The organism is Agromyces selenitireducens (assembly GCF_052748465.2).
In genome coordinates, this window is record NZ_CM188259.1 from 3,934,263 (window position 1) to 3,952,890 (window position 18,628).

Annotated in this window: 16 protein-coding genes; 4 read left to right on the forward strand and 12 right to left on the reverse strand. The window is 71.3% G+C overall.

The window, feature by feature from the left end:
* Nucleotides 1-78: 78 nt before the first annotated feature.
* The 5 genes from ACULK4_RS18465 to ACULK4_RS18485 all read right to left on the reverse strand — a co-directional run bounded on the left by ACULK4_RS18465 (nucleotide 79) and on the right by ACULK4_RS18485 (nucleotide 5,436).
* Complete coding sequence (locus ACULK4_RS18465) at nucleotides 79-366, reverse strand: ABC transporter ATP-binding protein (RefSeq protein WP_445963849.1); 288 nt, start codon at nucleotides 364-366, stop codon at nucleotides 79-81.
* On the reverse strand, nucleotides 363-968 hold the full coding sequence (locus ACULK4_RS18470) for a DUF308 domain-containing protein (protein ID WP_445963850.1): 606 nt from the start codon (nucleotides 966-968) through the stop codon (nucleotides 363-365). The genes ACULK4_RS18465 and ACULK4_RS18470 overlap by 4 nt, the downstream gene beginning before the upstream one ends.
* A 74-nt stretch (nucleotides 969-1,042) precedes the next feature.
* Nucleotides 1,043-2,455: a Re/Si-specific NAD(P)(+) transhydrogenase subunit beta gene (gene pntB, locus ACULK4_RS18475; RefSeq protein WP_445963851.1), complete on the reverse strand. Its 1,413-nt coding sequence runs from the start codon at nucleotides 2,453-2,455 to the stop codon at nucleotides 1,043-1,045.
* A gap of 37 nt (nucleotides 2,456-2,492) precedes the next feature.
* Entirely contained in the window at nucleotides 2,493-4,055 is a 1,563-nt protein-coding gene (locus ACULK4_RS18480) for a Re/Si-specific NAD(P)(+) transhydrogenase subunit alpha (protein ID WP_445963852.1), read from the reverse strand.
* Between the two features lie 208 nt (nucleotides 4,056-4,263).
* A complete protein-coding gene (locus ACULK4_RS18485; protein ID WP_445963853.1) occupies nucleotides 4,264-5,436 on the reverse strand; it encodes an aminotransferase class I/II-fold pyridoxal phosphate-dependent enzyme in 1,173 nt (390 codons plus the stop codon).
* A 209-nt stretch (nucleotides 5,437-5,645) separates the two neighbouring features.
* Between ACULK4_RS18485 and ACULK4_RS18490 the strand changes: the two genes are divergently transcribed.
* Both ACULK4_RS18490 and ACULK4_RS18495 read left to right on the forward strand, forming a co-directional pair.
* The gene (locus ACULK4_RS18490; protein WP_445963854.1) at nucleotides 5,646-6,542 is read left to right on the forward strand and encodes a vWA domain-containing protein; all 897 of its coding nucleotides are present in this window, start codon (nucleotides 5,646-5,648) and stop codon (nucleotides 6,540-6,542) included.
* An 11-nt stretch (nucleotides 6,543-6,553) separates the two neighbouring features.
* Complete coding sequence (locus ACULK4_RS18495; RefSeq protein ID WP_445963855.1) at nucleotides 6,554-7,294, forward strand: hypothetical protein; 741 nt, start codon at nucleotides 6,554-6,556, stop codon at nucleotides 7,292-7,294.
* A 465-nt stretch (nucleotides 7,295-7,759) separates the two neighbouring features.
* Here the strand turns inward: ACULK4_RS18495 and dnaB are convergent, their stop codons facing one another.
* From dnaB to ACULK4_RS18530, 7 genes are all read right to left on the reverse strand, one after another.
* Nucleotides 7,760-9,133 carry a replicative DNA helicase gene (gene dnaB, locus ACULK4_RS18500; protein ID WP_445963856.1) on the reverse strand — a complete coding sequence of 458 codons (1,374 nt, stop codon included), beginning with the start codon at nucleotides 9,131-9,133 and terminating at the stop codon, nucleotides 7,760-7,762.
* Between the two features lie 558 nt (nucleotides 9,134-9,691).
* Nucleotides 9,692-10,144, reverse strand: a complete 453-nt coding sequence (rplI, locus tag ACULK4_RS18505) for a 50S ribosomal protein L9 (RefSeq protein WP_445963857.1) — start codon at nucleotides 10,142-10,144, stop codon at nucleotides 9,692-9,694.
* Between the two features lie 11 nt (nucleotides 10,145-10,155).
* Nucleotides 10,156-10,416, reverse strand: a complete 261-nt coding sequence (gene rpsR / locus ACULK4_RS18510) for a 30S ribosomal protein S18 (RefSeq protein WP_394553709.1) — start codon at nucleotides 10,414-10,416, stop codon at nucleotides 10,156-10,158.
* 65 nt (nucleotides 10,417-10,481) lie between these two features.
* Nucleotides 10,482-11,003: a single-stranded DNA-binding protein gene (locus tag ACULK4_RS18515; RefSeq protein WP_445963858.1), complete on the reverse strand. Its 522-nt coding sequence runs from the start codon at nucleotides 11,001-11,003 to the stop codon at nucleotides 10,482-10,484.
* Between the two features lie 5 nt (nucleotides 11,004-11,008).
* A complete protein-coding gene (rpsF, locus tag ACULK4_RS18520; RefSeq protein WP_445963859.1) occupies nucleotides 11,009-11,392 on the reverse strand; it encodes a 30S ribosomal protein S6 in 384 nt (127 codons plus the stop codon).
* A gap of 303 nt (nucleotides 11,393-11,695) precedes the next feature.
* Nucleotides 11,696-12,640, reverse strand: coding sequence for a hypothetical protein (locus tag ACULK4_RS18525; protein WP_445963860.1), 945 nt, complete (start codon nucleotides 12,638-12,640; stop codon nucleotides 11,696-11,698).
* Nucleotides 12,641-13,159: 519 nt separating this feature from the next.
* Nucleotides 13,160-14,593, reverse strand: coding sequence for a CCA tRNA nucleotidyltransferase (locus ACULK4_RS18530; RefSeq protein ID WP_445963861.1), 1,434 nt, complete (start codon nucleotides 14,591-14,593; stop codon nucleotides 13,160-13,162).
* 130 nt (nucleotides 14,594-14,723) lie between these two features.
* On the opposite strand from ACULK4_RS18530, the gene ACULK4_RS18535 reads away from it, so the two are divergent.
* Nucleotides 14,724-16,973 carry a DUF6049 family protein gene (locus ACULK4_RS18535; RefSeq protein ID WP_445963862.1) on the forward strand — a complete coding sequence of 750 codons (2,250 nt, stop codon included), beginning with the start codon at nucleotides 14,724-14,726 and terminating at the stop codon, nucleotides 16,971-16,973.
* Nucleotides 16,974-18,596: a murein biosynthesis integral membrane protein MurJ gene (murJ, locus tag ACULK4_RS18540; RefSeq protein WP_445963863.1), complete on the forward strand. Its 1,623-nt coding sequence runs from the start codon at nucleotides 16,974-16,976 to the stop codon at nucleotides 18,594-18,596.
* Nucleotides 18,597-18,628 lie beyond the last annotated feature (32 nt).

Sequence of the window (18,628 nt, forward strand, 5' to 3'; positions counted from 1 at the left end):
TCCCCGCGAATCCCGGGTGTCCGCGGTTCGACCCGCACGAACCCGGAACTCGCCGCATCGAAGCGAGGCTTCGGCAGGTCAGTGCCCGGAGTCGTCCGACGGATCGCGTCGCGCCGGATCGCCGCCCGTGCCGTCGCCGTGGTCCTCCGGGTTCGGCTTGACCGCCATAGCCAGCAGCGCGAGCACCATCAGCACGATGATGAACACTCCGCCCGCGCTGATGAGGGTCAGGTTCCAGTCCCGCGTGCCGAAGAACACGATCACGGCGGTGAAGACCGCAGCGATCGCGGCGCCGCCGACGTACTCGGCGGGCTTCAGCATCTCCCGGCGGCTGGGCCGGTAGTCGTCGCCTGGGCGATTGGTCACGAGCGCTCCGTTCCGGATGCCGCGCCGCCGGCGTCGACCGGCTCGGCCGCGGCCCACTTCTGCGAGAACCCGCCGATCAGCAGCAATACGCCCAGCACGACCAGGTACGCGCCGAGCAGGCCGACCGCGGTGACGGGATCGAGGGGGAGGAGGACGAACACGAGCGCGAGGAGGGCCGTGAGCGCTCCCGCGGCGATCCAGTCCCGCGCCGCCGGAGTGCGGCCGCGGAGGCGGAGCCCCGCGAGGAGTTCGACGATGCCGGTGACGGCGGCCCACACCGCGACGGTGAAGGTGAACGCGCCGACACCGTTCGGTGCGGTGTCGCGGAGTCCGAGCGCGACGAGCCCCGCCGCCGCGGTGATGGTGCCGTTGGCGACGGCGGCCCACCTGGCGGTGCGGGCGGCGATCAGCCGGATCGACAGTGCGCCCACGACGACGCCGGCGACGAGGGCCCAGCCGCCGAACACGGTGAGACCGAGTGCGGGGGAGTGGTCCTGCGAGAAGGTGATCACCGCGGCGGGCACGAGCGCGAGGGTGCCGCGGACGACCGGCACGAGCCAGCTTCCGGCGCGTTCCGGTGCGGTATCGCGGGCATCGGCCACGGCGACCTCTTTCGACGGGGAACCGTTCAATCCTATGCCGCCGCTTCCGTGGAGATCGCTGGGGATGCCACGGATCAGAGCGCCTTGAGGATGTCCTCCACCCGGTCCTTCGCGTCACCGAACAGCATCTGCGCGTTGTCGCGGTAGAACAGCGGGTTGGGCACGCCCGCGTAGCCGGACGCCATCGAGCGCTTGAACACGATCACGTTCTCGGCCTCCCATACCCGCAGCACCGGCATGCCCGCGATCGGGCTGCCCGGGTCCTCGGCGGCGGCCGGGTTCACGGTGTCGTTCGCGCCGATCACGAGCACGACCGAGGTGCTGGCGAGGTCGTCGTTGATCTCGTCCATCTCCTCGACGATGTCGTACGGCACCTTCGCCTCGGCGAGCAGCACGTTCATGTGCCCCGGCAGTCGACCGGCGACCGGGTGGATTCCGAAGCGGACGTCGATGCCGCGCTCGCGCAGCTTGTGCGTCAGGTCGGCAACGGGGTACTGCGCCTGCGCGACGGCCATGCCGTATCCCGGCGTGATGACCACGCTGTCGGCGCCCTTGAGCAGCTCTGCGGCATCCGCTGCCTGGATCTCGCGGTACTCGCCGAGGTCGGTGTCGCCCTTGGCGGGCGCCTCGATGCCGAAGCCGCCCGCGATGACCGAGATGAACGACCGGTTCATCGCCTTGCACATGATGTACGACAGGTACGCACCGGAGGAGCCGACGAGCGCGCCCGTCACGATGAGCAGGTCGTTGTTGAGGAGGAAGCCCGCCGCGGCGGCCGCCCAGCCCGAGTAGCTGTTCAGCATCGAGATGACCACGGGCATGTCGCCGCCGCCGATGGACGCGACGAGGTGCCAGCCCAGCGCGAACGCGAGCGCCGTCACGAGCACGAGCAGCCACAGCTCGGAGTCCATGACGTACCAGACCGTCAGCGCGACGAACACGACGAGCGCGCCCAGGTTGAGCGCGTTCTTGCCGGGCAGCACGAGCGGCGCCGACTTCATGCGCGCCGACAGCTTCAGGAACGCCACGATCGAGCCGGTGAAGGTCACGCCGCCGATGAAGATGCCGATGAACACCTCGGCGTGATGGATGTCGGCCAGCGCCCCCTCGAGCTCGGGCGGGTCGAGGTGGCCGTTCCAGCCGACGATCACTGCCGCGAGGCCGACGAAGCTGTGCAGCAGCGCGATCAGCTCGGGCATGCCCGTCATCTCGACGATGCGTGCGCGCCACAGGCCGATCGAACCGCCGATCAGCACGGTCACGACCAGCAGGCCGATGCCGAGCATGGCACCGGGCTCGCCCCAGGCGCCCTGCACGGTCACCCAGATCGTGGCGACCAGGGCGATGGACATGCCGGCGATGCCGTAGCCGACACCGGCTCGGGCGGTCTCATGCCGGCTCAGCCCGGCCAGGGACAGGATGAACAGCAGGGCCGCGACGATGTACGCGGCGCCCGCGATCGACTCGGGGGTCAGGGTCTCAAGCACAGGGGGGCTCCTCGATGACGTCGTCGTCGGTCCGCGGTCAGCTGCTCGCCCGGTCGCCCTTGGCGAACATGGAGAGCATTCGCCGGGTCACCGCGAACCCGCCGAAGACGTTGATGCTGGCGATCAGGATCGCGATCGACGCGAGCACCTGCACCGCCGGCACCTCGCTCGTGACCTGCACGATCGCGCCGACGATGATGATGCCCGAGATCGCGTTGGTCACGCTCATGAGCGGCGTGTGCAGCGCGTGGGCGACCTTGCTGATCACGTAGAAGCCGGCCACCACGGCGAGCACGAAGACCGTGATGTGCTGCGGCAGCGGCTGCGGCGCGAACGCGTTCAGCACGAACAGGCCGGCGATGCCGAGGCCGATGAGGGCCGCACGGCCGGCGGGGGTGAGCTGCCGCTTGGGCTTCGGTGCGGGGGCGGATGCCGCGGCATCCGTCGCGCCCTTCGCCGCCGCGGGCGCCGCCGAGACCTGCACGGGCGGCGGCGGCCAGGTGGTCTCGCCGTCGCGCACCACCGTGACGCCGCGCTGGACGACGTCGTCGAAGTCGATGACGAGCTGTCCGTCCTTGCCGGGCGTGAGCAGCTTCATCAGGTTCACGAGGTTCGTCGCGTACAGCTGCGACGCCTGCGTGGGCAGGCGCGACGCGAGGTCGGTGTAGCCGAGGATGACCACGCCGTTCGGCGTGACGACACGCTCGCCCGCGACCGAGCCCTCGACGTTGCCCCCCATGCCCGCCGCCATGTCGACGATCACGCTGCCCGGCTTCATGCTCGCGACATCCGCCGCCGTGATGAGCTTCGGAGCCGGGCGGCCGGGGATCAGCGCCGTGGTGATGACGATGTCGACGTCGGCGGCCTGCTCGGAGTAGATCTCGGCCGCGCGCCGGTCGTACGCCTCGCTCGTCGCCTTCGCGTACCCGTCGGCCGACTCCATGACCTCGTCGACCTCGACCTTGAGGTACTCGCCGCCGATCGACTTCACCTGGTCGGCGACCTCGGGGCGCGGGTCGGTCGCGCGCACGATCGCGCCGAGGCTCGATGCCGCGCCGATCGCCGCGAGCCCGGCCACCCCCGCACCGGCCACGAGGACCTTCGCCGGGGGCACCTTGCCCGCCGCGGTCACCTGGCCCGTGAAGAACCGGCCGAACTCGTGCGCGGCCTCGACGACGGCGCGGTAGCCGGCGATGTTCGCCATCGAGCTCAGCACGTCCATCGACTGCGCGCGCGAGATGCGCGGCACCGCGTCGAGTGCCAGCGCGGTCACGCCGCGTGCCGACAGCGCCTCGAGCAGGTCGGGCCGGAGGGCCGGGCTCAACAGGCTGACGAGGGTCGTGCCGGGGCGCAGCAGCGCGATCTCGGCATCCGTCGGCGCATTCACCTTGAGCACGATGCTGCTCGTGATCGCGTCACTGCCCGGGACGATCGACGCGCCCGCAGCCACGTACGCGTCATCCGGGAACGACGACCGCTCGCCGGCGCCCGCCTCGACGACCACCTCGTAGCCCAGGCCGATCAACTGCTTCACGGTCGCCGGCGTGGCGGCGACCCGGGTCTCCGAGCCCTGCTCGGTGACGACGCCGATGCGCGTCATTCGCTCTCCTCCTCGTCGCGGCGACCGCCGTCGCCACGGGAAGGGGCATGGCGGCACTGCTGCACGGATCACCATACGTGCCGGGGCGGGCGTCGCTCCACGTTTCGGGCGTGACCGCGCCGAAAGTCCGACGGTTCTTTCGCAGATCGCAAACTGGGGGTGGATGGCGCGGGGCGAAGGCAGCGGATCGAGGCGCCGTACCTGACACCTACTCCGCGTCGGCGGCCTCCACGAGCGTCGGTAGCGCCCGTTCGATCATGTCCATGGTCGCGGTCAGCGAGATGCGGAAGTGCGCGGGCTGGTCGAACAGGGTGCCCGGCATGAGGTACACGCCGCGCTCGGCGAGCGCAGCGCAGAACGCCGCGCCGTCGCGGCCCGGCGCACGGCCCCAGAGGTAGAAGGTGCCCTCGGGGCGGGTCAGCGTGTAGCCGGCATCGTTCAGCGCCCCGAACATGCGGTCTCGCTTCCGGGTGAGCTCGGCGAGGTCGATCGACACGGACTCGAGCGCCGGCGCCGAGTACTGCATCAGCGCGTCGGGGAACCCCCACCCGATCGCGAGCTGCAGCGGCATGCACGACTGGCGGAGCGCCGTGCGCTCGGCGGGTTCGAGCAGGGGAGAGATGGCGAGGTAGCCGAGGCGCTGGCCCGGGGCGAGCAGCACCTTGCCGAAGCTGTAGTCGATCAGGGTCCACGGGTAGGAGCCGGCCGGACTCGCGAACCCGATCCCATCGAAGCGGATGCGACGGTAGGGCTCGTCGGAGAGCAGCCAGATCCGCCGGCCGTGGCGGTGGGATGCCTCGTCGAGGACCTCCGCGAGGGCGTCCCACGTCTCCTTCGGGTACACCCGTCCGGTCGGGTTCGCCGGCGAGTTCACGATGACCACGCGCGTGCGAGGCGTGATGGCCCGGGCGATCTCGTCGACGTCGAGGCTGAAGTCGACCGGCGCGAGCGGCGCTCCCACCGGGAAGAGGTCCGCCGCGTGCAGCATGGGGGCGTAGCAGAACCACCCGGGAACGGGGATGACGACCTCGTCGCCGGCATCCGTCAGCATCGCCAGCGCGAGCGAGATGGCGCCGAATGCGCCCTGGGTCATCGCGATGTCGTCGGGTTCGAAGTCGATGCCCAGCTCGCCCCGCAGCCCTGCCGCCACCGCCTCCTGCGCCGACCGCTCGCTCGTCTTGTACGCGAACCAGTCCACCGACCTCGGCTCGAGCTGCGCGCGCATGGCGCTCGTCAGCCCGGTCAGCGCCGGCTCATGCGGGTTGCCGAAGGTGAAGTCGAGGGCGTCGGGGTCGCGCCCGACGCCCTGGATGCTCGCGAAGAACGACGTCACCGTGGCGACCGAGTTCCTCGCCTGGATCGCTCGTGTGGACAGGACCATGTCGACCGCCTCCCGGCTGGGCTTCGTCGCGGGTCGCTGCCAGCATCCCAAGGTGCGCGGCCGACGTCAATCATGCGAGATCGACGTCATCGAGCACTCGATGACGTTCAGGGAGCGCCCGGATGACATCCCGGTCGCCCGGGAGGAGCATCGCACCACGGGGATTCGTCGGGGGAGGAATCGCCATGCCACTCGCTCATCCTGCACTGATGCCGGTCGCGGCACTCCTGCTCGTCCCTGCTCTGACGGGCGCGGCACCCGGCGCCGACCAGGCAGATCCCGTCGTACTCCTCGTGGACGTCTCCGACTCCATGAACGAGCTCCTTCCCGAGGGGACGACCGGTCTCGAGCAGGCTCAGCAGGCCCTCCGCACCCTGATCGACAGGATCGGCGACGATCGTCAGGTCGGTCTGCGATCGTTCTCCGGCGAATGCGGTCCCGACGGCACCGTCGGCGTGGTTCCGCTCGGCACCGGGAACCGGGACGTGCTGCGCGAGGCGGTCGACGGCCTCGTTGCAGGCGGCCGAACGCCCACCGACGCCGGCCTGGTCGGTGCGGTGCAGGACCTGCCCGACGGACGCGGCACGGTCGTGCTGGTCAGCGACGGATTGGCGACCTGCGCCCCGCCATGCGAGGTCGTCACGCAGTTCGCCGCGCAGGGTGCGTCCGTCGTCGTGAACACGATCGGCTTCCGTCTCTCCGGAGACGAGCAGGACCAACTGCGCTGCATCGCCGACGAGACCGGCGGCACGTTCACGTTCGCCGACGACCAGGCGTCGCTCGAGGAGGCACCGGAGGAATCCGCCGCGGCGACGGAGGACGCGCCGGGCTTCCCCGCGGCTGCAGGGACCGTCGCCGCAGTGCTCGCGGTCGTCGCGGCCGCGATGACGGCGTGGATCGCCCGCCCGTCGACCAGGTGGCGGCAGCATCGGCTCGTCAGCGCCTCGGTGCGCGTCGCGGCGAGCGGGCCGCTGGAGCCGCACTCGTCCCCACCGGCGGATGACGCGCACGAGCCGCCGCCGACGTCGGTGCGACTTGAGCCGCATGTGGGCGAGTGGACCCACGAACCACGGGAGGAGGCCGACTCATGGAGCCGACGCGATTGACCGTCCGAGACGTGACGACGCCACCGGATCGAGACTCGCTCGCGGAGGCGGTCGCCGACGTGGCCGCGAAGCGCGACGTCGGCGGGGCGGTGGCGAAGCTCGCCACCCGATTGACGGCCGTCGGCTCGAGATTCGTGTGCGGCGAGGTCGGCACGGTCGCCGACGGCCTGCTCGACTCCGATGTGACGGACATCGTCGCCCACGGCTGGGAGCGCCACCGGGAGATCGTCGAGGCCAAGGAGTGGACGCGAGTCAATCCCGGCGGGGAGAAGCTCGTCCCGCTCGCGACCCACACCGTGACCTCGACGTGCGCGCCGCATGTCGACGTGTTCGTCGAGGGGACCCTGGTGACGAGGATCGACCTCGGCGTGCGACTGGTGACGAGGTTCGAGGGCGCGGTCGTCGCCATCCGACGTGGCGAGGTGGCCGAGGTGCGTTCGGGCCGGGTCGAGGTGAAGGGCACCGTGAGCTGCGAGAGCGTCACGATCGCGGAGCGGTCGCGTACCTTCGACCTCCCGGGCGTGCTCGGATTCCGGGCGTCCGCGCCGATGCCGGCACCCGCGTCCGCACACGGCGCGACGCCCTCCTCGGCGATCCCGCGCTACCCGATCGGCAGCGTCGTCAACGGCCATCGCTTCACCGGTACGACGTGGGAGCCCGTCACCGGGTACCGGCCGGGCGATATCGTGAACGGCTACCGTCTGGATCCGTCGGGTCGCACCTGGGAGCCGGTCCCGGCCGCGAACGCCTGATCCACCTGACGCGCTGCCGAGGGCTCCACGGAACCCATCGCCCGACGGGTGAGGCGCCGACCCCGGGCGATGGAACAGACTGGCTCGGGGTCGAAGCGACGATCCGGATCCTCGTCCTCATCGTCGTCGTCCACCTCGCGGGCGTCGCCTGCGTCCGTCTGCCGCGGGTCGCCTTCGGCGTCGGCTCCGCGGCCATGCTGCGGCTCGCCCTCACGGCGTGGCTGCTCTGGATGGGGACGGTGTCGGGCCGGGGCTTCGGACGCCTGGGGGAAGCCGCCGAACGCCACCGAGTCGGGCGTCCAGTCGCTGATCCTCGTCGCGGCCGCGTCGTTGCCGTTCGAGGTCGCACTCATGCTGCCGTTCTGCTCTGGGGCCCGCTGCTGGCGCTGGTCACGTCGGGCGACGCCCGTCACCGGGCGCTCGGCGACGCCTCGTGAACGCCATCACGACGGCGGACCGGCCCGCCTAGACCTGCACCATGTCGGCGAACCGCGAGAAGTGCCCGTGGAACGCCACGGTCACGGTGCGGGTCGGGCCGTTGCGGTGCTTGGCGACGATGAGGTCGGCCTCGCCCGCGCGCGGGCTGTCGCGCTCGTAGGCGGATTCGCGGTGCAGCAGGATCACCATGTCGGCGTCCTGCTCGATCGAACCCGACTCGCGCAGGTCCGAGAGGGCCGGCATCTTGTCGGCGCGCTGCTCGGGGCCACGGTTCAGCTGCGACAGCGCCAGCACCGGCACCTGGAGCTCCTTCGCGAGGAGCTTCAGCGCACGCGAGAACTCCGAGACCTCCTGCTGGCGGCTCTCGACGCGCTTGCCGCTCGTCATGAGCTGCAGGTAGTCGATGACCACCATCTTGAGGCCCACGCGCTGCTTGAGCCGGCGGCACTTCGCGCGGATCTCGACGAGCGTCATGTTGGGGGAGTCGTCGATGTAGAGCGGTGCGTCGTTGATTCGGCCGCGCGTCGAGGCGATCGTGGTCCAGTCGCGCGTGTCGACGGTGCCCTTGCGCATGTTCTGCAGCGGCACGGATGCCTCGGCCGAGAGCAGTCGCATGGCGATCTCGGACCGCCCCATCTCGAGCGAGAAGAAGATCGTGGGGAGGTCGTGCGTGATCGCCGCGGAGCGGGCGAAGTCGAGCGCGAGCGTCGACTTTCCCATGGCGGGGCGTGCGGCGACGATGATCATCTGGCCCGGGTGGAAGCCGTTGGTGAGGTCGTCGAGGTCGGCGAAGCCGGTCGGCACGCCGGTCATCTTGCCGTCGGTGTGCTTCGCGGCCTCGATCTCGTCGATCGCCGTGCCGATCGCGTCGGTCAGGGGGACGTAGTCCTCGCTCTCGACCGAGCCCGTGACCGAGTAGATCTCGGCCTGGGCGTTGTTCACGAGCTCGACGACCTCGCCCTCGCCCGCGTAGCCCATCTGCACGATGCGTGTGCCCGCCTCGACCAGGCGGCGCAGGAGGGCCCGCTCGGCGACGATCTCGGCGTAGTAGCCCGCGTTCGCCGCGGTCGGCACGAGGCTCGTGAGGGTGTGGAGGTACTCGACGCCGCCGGCGCGATGCAGCTCGCCGGTCTTCGTGAGTTCGTCGGTGACCGCGATGACGTCGGTCGGCTCGCCGTGCGAGTAGAGCGAGAGGATCGCGTTGAAGACGACCTCGTGCTTCGGCACGTAGAAGTCGATGCCTCGAAGGGTCTCGATGACGTCGGCGGCGGCGTCCTTCGAGAGCATCATTCCACCGAGCGTGCTCTGCTCCGCGAGCAGGTCGTGGGGAGGCGTGCGCTCGCCCCGGCGGGCGTCGGGGTCGTCGAGGGGATCAGCGAGGCCCAGATGCGCGATCGACAACTGTGGACCTCCGATTCGCTCGCTCCGCGGGCGCCTGCTCATCGCCCTCGTTCAAGGACTATCAGCACCCGCCCACAAGCCCCGGGCGACTCCCCGTGCGTGGGCCGGTCGGCCGACGCTGACTCACCATAGGGAAGGCGTCGGCGAGGCACAAGACGGCCTGTGGATAACTCTGTGGAGAGACTGGGCGAAACGCCGCCCAACATGTGCACTCGGCCTGTGGACAACTGTGGAATACATGTGAATCACACCATGTGAATTCGCGTTCTATCGGGGATTTTCCGATTCCACACCTGTGGGGGAAAACTTTCTTGCGATTCCACGTCCGCGCACCATACGCCTGTGCACAACGATGGGGATAGACCCCGAAATGCGGACTTGTGCTCACCTCTGCGACGGGTGTAGGAATCGCCCGACGGCATCAGGCCTCGAGGACGCCGCCAGGGAGGCCGACGGCAGTCCGGCACGGGCCGCCGAACGCGGCGGCGAACCCGCCCTCGCACGACGACGCGGCGGGGGCATTCGCCCACCGCCGCGTCGTGCGTGAGAGTTCCGCGACTACTTCGCTGCGACCACCTGGAGGGTGATCGTCGCGGTCACGTCGTCGCGCAGCTTGACCGTCGCCTCGTGGTCGCCGACCGACTTGATCGGCGTGGGGATCTCGATCTTGCGCTTGTCGACCTGGCCGAGGCCGGCGTCGGCGACCGCAGTCGCGACATCCGCCGTCTTCACCGAGCCGAACAGGCGGCCGCCGAGGCCGGCCTTGACGGCAAGCCTGACCTTCGCGGACTCGAGCTTGGCCTTGAGGGCCTGCGCGTCCTCGAGCGAGTGCAGCTCGCGCGCGGCGCGAGCGGCCTTGATCTGGTCGACCTGCTTCTGGCCGCCGCGGGTCCACGGCGTCGCGAGGCCCTGGGGGACGAGGTAGTTGCGGGCGTACCCGTTCTTGACCTCGACCACGTCACCTGCGGTGCCGAGACCCGAGACCTCGTGCGTGAGGATGATCTTTGCCATTGTCGTGCTCCTTAGCGGCCGGAGCCCGAGTAGGGCAGGAGCGCCATCTCGCGCGCGTTCTTCACTGCGCGGGCGATGAGGCGCTGCTCCTGCACGGAGACACCGGTGATGCGACGGGCGCGGATCTTGCCGCGCTCCGAGATGAACTTCCGAAGGGTCGCGACATCCTTGTAGTCGATGATGCCGACCTTGACGGACTTCGCGGGGGCGGCGTTCTTCGCGCCCTTGCCGCCGCGAGGCTTGCGGCGGTCGCCGCTGCTCTTTCCAGCCATTGATCTTTCCTGTCGAATCTGTGGGCCGAGGAGGCGGCTCAGCCGCCGTCTCGAGACCCGGAGTGTTAGAAGGGCGTCTCGTCGCCGTAGTTGGTGCCCGGGGTGTTCCAGACGTCGCCGCCGCCCGAGGACTGCTGCGCGGGTGCGCTGGGCGCCCACGCGTCATCCGACTGGCCGCCGCCGCCCCCGAAGGAGCCGCCGCCGCCGCTGACGCCGCGGTTGGACTGCGCGCGCGTCACGGACGCGGTGGCGTAGCGCAGGCTCGGGCCGATCTCGTCGATCTCGAGCTCGATGCTGGTGCGCTTCTCGCCTTCCTTCGTCTCGTAGGAACGCTGCTTGAGACGCCCGGAAGCGATGACCCGGGTTCCCTTGGTGAGCGATCCCGCGACGTGCTCGGCGAACTCGCGCCAGCAGCTCGCCCGCAGGAAGAGGGCCTCGCCGTCCTTCCACTCGTTCGCCTGACGGTCGAACGTGCGGGGGGTCGACGCGATCGTGAAGTTCGCGACCGCGAGACCCGACTGCGTGTAGCGCAGCTCGGGGTCGGCGGTGAGGTTGCCCACTACGGTAATGATGGTCTCGCCGGCCATGGGGACTAGGCGTCCTTCTTGACGGGGGCCTTCGCGGCGGCGGCGGCCTTCTTCGCGGCCTTCGCCTCCTCGGCCTTCTTCACGGCGGCGACCTGGGCGATCGCCTCCTCTGCACGAAGGACCTTGGTGCGCATGACGGCCTCGCTGAGGTTCAGCTGGCGGTCGAGCTCGTTGGTGGTCTTCGACTCGGCGGTGAAGTCGACGACGGCGTAGATGCCCTCGGACTTCTTGTCGATCTCGTAGGCCAGACGACGCTTGCCCCAGATGTCGACCTTGTCGACGGTGCCACCGTCGTTGCGGATCACATTGAGGAACTTGTCGAGGCTCGGAGCAACGGTGCGCTCGTCGATCGACGGATCGAGGATGACCATCAGCTCGTACTGGTGCATGACAGACCCACCTCCTTCGGACTCAGCGGTCACAGACGGTCTGTGACAGGAGGGTGTACATGCGTCGCTCCGCGGAGGCCGAGACTTCGGCGCACGGGCAACCTTCATATGGTAACGGATGCCGCCTCCGGGCGCACATCGGCCCCGCCCCGCTGCGCCATCCGCCCCGCCCGGCCCTGCCCTGCCCGCCCTGCCCGACCACGCCGTCTCGCCGTTTCCGCCGAGTGTTACCGGTACCGCCGAGTGATACCGGGGCATCGGCATCACTCGACGGGAGGAGCATCACTCGACGAAGCTCTCGGCTCATCGCACCTTCGGCAGGCCGTCGGCGAGGAGGCGGCGCTCGAGTCGCGCGGGGTCGAGCGCGTCTGCCCATTCCCATCTCGATCCGTACGGCCGGTGCCGCCGGACCCGGTCCTCACGCTGCTTCTCGGCCCAGACGACCTGCTCGATCGTCCGTTCCCCGGTGTACTGCTCCCGCACGTACTTGCCGAATCCGTCGAACTCGCCGAAGCGCCGATACTCCGGCCAATCGAAGTCGACGATGTCGACCCCGCCGTCCGGTCGGGCGAACGGCACCTGGAGCTCGGGCGCCGGAAAGCCCAGTCGGTGCAGCTGCCACCGACTCACCGATTCGCCCGCCGAGCCGGAACGAGGGTCGGCGAACGTCGCGCAGACCAAGGCCTGCCGTACTCCGCGCGCTCGGCGCCGCGCCTCGAACGCCTCGACCAGCTCGTCCTTCCGAAGGCCCTGCACCGGCGTTCCGAGCCCCGAGACGAAGCCCGGCCTGATCCCGGCGTCGACCGCCGCCACGCCCGCGTGCGGCGACCGGCTCGCGGCGAGATCGAACAGGGTGCGCTCGAGACTGGTCGCCGTGAAGCCGTCGATCTCGACGATGTCGCGGTCATCAAGCCCATGGTTGTGCCAGACGACGTCGCCGCGGCTGCGGCGTCCCACCTTCCCGGCGGCCATGAGGTGGACCCCGCCCAGACGGCCCACGACCGGGATTCCCCAGAGCACCGCCGCCGACTCGTGCGAGAAGACGGGGTCGGATGTCGCGGTCGCCACAGCCTGCATCCGCACGAAGTGTCGCGCCTCCCGCTCGGTGTCGGGCCAGCTGGCATCCGCTACGTACAGTCCCCGGCGCACCCTGACCAGTCCGGCGGCGCGTTCGGGCATGGGGATCCCGCGCGTTCGGAGTCCGGCCGCCGAGAGGAGCTCGACAGGGCGGGGCGTGTACTCGTCCATGCCCCGACCGTGCCACCCGGGACGCCGCCGCATCCCTCGGCCGGCGGATCACCCGGCATCCCGCCGTCGCAGCCGCCTGTGCAGGACCGATCCAATGATGCGCACCCCATCGAGTGATACAGGTCCCGTCGGGTGACACCGGTGCAGCAGTATCACTCGTCGGGAGGTGTATCACCGGCGATGGAGCCCGGCGGGCGGGCGGGGCGAGGCTCCGGTCGAGTGATGCAGTACCCGTCGAGTGATATCGGTGCAGCGGTATCACTGGACGCGAGTTGTATCACGGGCGATGGAGCTCGGCGGGACGAGGCGGCGGGGAGCACGGAGGCCGCGAGGCGGAGGCAGCCCGGGCGGAGCGAGGCGGGGGCGGCGGCGGCCGCGGCGGGCGGGGGCGGAGGCGGCCCGGGCGGAGCGAGGCGGGGGCGGCGGCGGCCGCGGCGGGCGGGGGCGGCGCGGGCGGGGAGCGCGGAGGGCGCACCGAAGCGCGCGGGGGCGCGCGGGAGGGGGCGCGCGGGAGGGGCGTCAGGCCTCGCCGCGCGCGGCCCACCAGGCGAGCAGGCGCTCGCGCGCGGCATCCGGCCCGATCGGCCCCTCGTCGAGCCGCACGTCGAGCAGGTACTTGTACGCCTCGCCGACCACCGGGCCGGGCCGGATGCCGAGCGCCGCCATGATCTCCTGCCCGTCGAGCTCCGGACGGACCGCGGCGAGCTCCTCCTCCTCGGCGAGCTTCGCGATGCGCGCTTCGAGGTCGTCGTACGCGAAGCCGAGCCGGTCGGCCTTGCGGCGGTTGCGGGTCGTGACATCCGCTCGGGTGAGGATGTGCAGCCGCTCGAGCTGGTCGCCGGCGTCGCGCACGTAGCGTCGCACGGCCGAGTCGGACCACGCGCCGTCCGTGTATCCGAAGAACCGCAGGTGCAGCTCGATGAGCCGCGCGACCGCATTGATGGTGTCGTTGTCGAAGCGCAGCGCGCGCAGTCGCTTCTTCGCGAGCTTCGAGCCCACCATGTCGTGGTGGTGGAACGACACGGCGCCGCCGGGCTCGAGCCGGCGCGTCGCGGGCTTGCCGATGTCGTGCAGCAGCGCCGCGAGGCGCACCACGAGGTCGGGCGACGAGAGGTTGCCGCGCGAGACCTCGTAGTCGATGGCCTGGTCGAGCACGGTCAGCGAGTGCTCGTAGACGTCCTTGTGGTGGTGGTGCTCGTCGATCTCGAGCTTCAGCGCGGGGATCTCGGGCAGCACCCGCTCCGCGATCCCGGTATCGACGAGCAGGCGGATGCCGCGGCGCGGGGCGCCGGTGCACAGCAGCTTCGACAGCTCGTCGCGCACGCGCTCGGCGGAGATGCGGTCGATCTCCGGGGCGAGCGCGGACATCGCCGCGAGCGTTGCCGCCTCGACCTCGAACCCGAGCTGCGACGCGAACCGCGCGCCGCGCATCATCCGCAGCGGGTCGTCGCCGAACGACACCTCGGGTTCGGACGGCGTCCGGAGCATCCCGCCGACGAGGTCCTCGACGCCGCCCGACGGGTCGACGAGTGCGAGCTGCGGCAGGCGCAGCGCGAGGGCGTTGACCGTGAAGTCGCGTCGCACCAGGTCGTCGTCGAGCGACGTGCCGAACACGACCTCGGGCTTGCGCGACGTGCCGTCGTACGCGTCGGCGCGGTACGTCGTGATCTCGACCGTGTGCCCGTGGATCTTCGCGCCGATCGTGCCGAACTCACGGCCGATGTCCCAGTGCGCCTCGGCGATCGGCTTCACGACCTCGAGGATCTCGTCGGGCGTGGCATCCGTCGTGAAGTCGAGGTCGTTGGTGCCGCGACCGAGGAACGCGTCGCGGACCGGGCCCCCCACGAGGGCGAGCTCGTACCCGGCGTCGGCGAACGCCTCGGCGAGCGTCGCGACGGTCGGCGACGCCGCGAGACCACTGAGGCGGTCGAGGGCCTGCGCCACGCTCTGCATTGCTCCATGTTAGGCAGGGCGGCGCTGCGCGTGCGCCGCACGGGCGGTGCGGGCCTGCGCCGTGCGAGGGCGACGGATGCCGCAGCCGCACCCTGCGGCGTCCGGGATCGCACGCCGTAGAATCGCTCGCATGCCGGCCGAGTCGACCACTCCTCGACGCCTCCGCCGACTCCTCGCCCTCACCGCCTCCGCCGCCGCAACCGCGCTCGTCGCGCTCGGCGGCGGGGCGATCCCGCTCGCCGTCTCCGACCTCGCGTCGCCCGTCGCGGCGGCAGCAGCCGAGGAGACGAGCGAGGGCGTTCGCGTGAACGTCGCCCCCGCCGGCGCGACCTCGGTCTCCGCGGGCGCTGCGATCGACGTCGTGGTCGAGATCGTGAACCGCACCGACGAGCCGATCGACGCGGGCACCGTCGCCCTCGACGTCGCCACGGCGCCGCTCTCCGACCGCGACGACGTCGACGGCTGGACGAACGGCGATCCCGCGGAACGGCCCGACTCTCGCAGGGTCGCCGAACGCGCCACCGCCTCGCTCGCGGCGGGCGCCGCCACGACGCTGACCTTCACCATCCCCGCCGACGCGACCGGCGAGTCGTGGCCCGTCATCGGCGTCGGCGCCTCGCTCTCCGTCGACGGCGCCGCGGTCGCGGGCTCGACCGCGGTCCTCGCCAACTCGCGCGTGACCTCGCCGGACCGGGTCGGCCTTGCGCTCGCCTACCCGCTCACCACGCCGCCCGTCGAGTCGGGGTTGATCCCGGCCGAGCGCCTCGAGGCGTGGACCGCCCCGACCGGCGCGCTCACCCGCCAGCTCGAGGCCGTCGACGGGGCCGCAGTCGCGATCGGACTCGACCCGCGGATCCCGGCGTCGATCCGCGTCCTCGGCTCGTCGGCGCCCGAATCCGCGGTCGACTGGCTGGCCGAGCTCGAACGGATGCCGAACGAGGTGTTCCCGCTCGCCTACGCCGACGCCGATCTGGCCGCGCAGTCGCAGGCCGGGGTCGACGCGCCGCTCGAGCCGCTCGGCTTCGCCGACGCGATCGATCCGGTGGACTTCTCGGAGGGCGACGGCGAGGGCACCGCGACGGCGTCTCCGGGCGAGATCCCCGACGCGGAGGCGCTCCTCGACTGGTCGTTCACGCGCACCGACATCGCGTGGCCCGCCGACGACACCGTCGCATCCGGCGACCTCGACGTGTTCGCGGCGGGCGGGCTCACGACGGCCGTCCTCGCGCCGGGCAACGTCGACGTGGTCGACGACCCGGTCAACGCCGCCGCGACGATCGAGGGGCGGGCGGCCGTGGTCGCCGACCACCGGGTGACGCCGGCCCTGCGCGCGGCGGCCGATGCGGCATCCGACACCGGATGGCGCGCCGCCACGTCGCGCGTCGTGGCCGAGCTCGCCCTCGCCGCCGGCGCTGACGGCGGCACTGCGGGCGCGGCCACGCTGCTGGGCACCTTCGCCCGCTCCGGGGGCGACCGCGCCGAGCGCGTCGCCGAGACCCTCGCCGCGCTGGCGAGCACGCCGTGGTCGCAGCCGGCGACCCTCGTCGAAGCGGTCGGCGCGCCGCCGGTCGCCCGCACCCTCGCCTCGCTCCCCGAATCGCAGCAGCGGCTCGACAACGTCGGTCGCATGCTCGCCGCCGAGCAGTCGGTCGAGGAGTTCTCCGACGTGCTCGCCGACCCCGAGCTGCTCACCGCGCCGACGCGGCGCGACCTGCTCGCGCTGCTGTCGACGGGCTGGATCCCACAACCCGAGGAGTGGACCGCCGCGGTCGGCCGCTGGCTGGTCGACCGCCGCGCGATCACCGACGCGGTGTCGATCGTGCCGAGCAGCACCGTGCTCGTCGTCGCGAGCGAGACCGGCATCCCGATCACGATCCTGAACGCCCTGCCGTACCCGGTCGAGGTGACGGTGACCGTCGCACCGTCCAACGGCCGCCTGATCGTCGAGGACGCGGTCGACGTCACCGTCGAGGCCGAGACGCGCAGCACGGTCAGCGTGCCCGTCGCCGCGGGCGTCGGCAGCGGTGAGGTCGCGCTCGAGGTGTCGCTCGCCTCGCCGGACGGCACGCCCGTGGGCGACCCGGTCACGGTCCCGGCCAACGTGCAGGCCGACTGGGAGGGCGTCGGCGCGGCGGTGCTCGCGGCCATCGCGGTCGCCGTCTTCGCGATCGGCGTGCTGCGAAGCGTGCGCCGGCGCCGACGCGATCGCGCGGCGGCCGCAGGGTCGACGGATGCCGCGGACGCCCCCGCTGCCTCGGCGTCGACGGCCGAACCTTCCGCGGAGCCTGCTGTGGAACCCGCCGCAGGGCCTGCCCGCAAGCCCGCCGCCGAGCCCGCCCCCGAGCGCCCCGGCGCCCCCGAACCCCCGAGGAACGACTGAATGGCTGAGGACCGGATCGCCCGAGCGAGTCTCTTCCTGGCGTCCGGCACGATCGTGTCGCGCCTGCTCGGATTCCTGAAGGCGATCGTGCTTGCTGGCGTCATCGGCGTCGCGTACTCGCAGAGCGCCGACGCGTTCGCCATCGCCAACGGCCTGCCGAGCATCCTGTTCGCGATCGTCGCGGGCGGCGTGCTCAGCGCGGTGCTCGTGCCGCAGATCGTCCGTGCGAGCGTCCACGAGGACGGGGGCGCCGCCTACGTCAACAAGCTCCTCACCCTCGCGCTCGTCCTGATCGGCGCGGCCACGATCATCGCCACGGCCGCCGCACCGCTGCTCGTGCTGCTGTGGGGCGGCAGCAACCCCGACATCGTGCCGCTCGCGACGGCGTTCGCGTTCTTCAGCCTCCCGCAGATCTTCTTCTACGGCCTCTACGCGCTCCTCGGCGAGGTGCTCAACGCCAGGCGCAACTTCGGGCCGTACACGTGGGTGCCTGCGCTGAACAACATCGTCGCGATCGCCGGGTTCCTGCTGTTCGGGTTCCTGTTCGGGTTCGACCCGACCGGCGAGCGCACCCCCGACGACTGGACCGGCGCGATGGTCGCGACGCTCGCAGGGGCGGCGACGCTCGGCATCATCACCCAGGCCGTCTCGCTGTTCTGGTTCTGGCGACGTGTCGGCCTGCGGTACCGGCCCGACTTCCACTGGCGCGGGGTCGGGCTCCGCTCGGCCGGCCGCATGGCCGGGTGGACGTTCGGGATGCTGCTGCTGACCACCGCCGCCGGGATCGTGCAGACCCAGGTCGTGGCATCCGCTTCGGGCCAGGGCGCGGCGAACGCGGCGATGGACACCGCGTGGCTGATCTTCATGCTGCCGCACTCGGTGATCACCGTCTCGATCGCGACGGCGTACTTCACGCGCATGAGCGAGCACGGGCGCGACGGGCGGCTCGAGCTGCTCCGGGCCGACCTGTCGTCGGCCACACGCACCGTCGTCACCTTGCTCGCCTTCGCGTCGACCGCGCTCGTGGTGGTCGCCTACCCGTTCGCCCGGGTGTTCCAGTCGGGCGACTTCGCCCTCGTCGCGGCGGTCGCGAACGTGATCATCGCCTTCGCGATCGGCCTGGTGGGCTTCAGCGTGCTGTTCCTCGTGCAACGCACGTTCTACGCGCTGAACGACACGCGCACGCCGTTCCTCTTCACGCTGTTCCAGGTGGTCACGTTCACGGCCCTCGCGCTCGTCGCCCTGTTCACGTTGCCGAAGGACTGGCTGGCGGTCGGCGTCGCGTTCTCGACGACCGTCGCGGGCTCGCTGCAGCTGCTCGCCGCGCTGCTCCTGCTCCGCCGACGGCTGGGGTCGATCGGGATCCGCTCGACCTCGGTGTCGTTCGCGCGCGCCATGGCCGCGCTCATCCTGCCCTCAGCTGCCGGCATCGCGCTGGTCTGGTGGCTCGGGGGGTTCGAGGAGGGCGGCTTCGCCGTGTCCGACCGCATCAGCGCGCTGCTCTCGATGGCCCTCGTCGGCGCGGTGATGGCCGCGCTGTACCTCGGATGCCTCTGGCTGCTCCGTTCGCCGGAGCTGCGCGCGCTCGCGGGGCCCGTGCTCGCCCGTCTCCGCCGGCGCTGAGCCCGTCGCGTTCCACCCAGCGAACGCCCAGC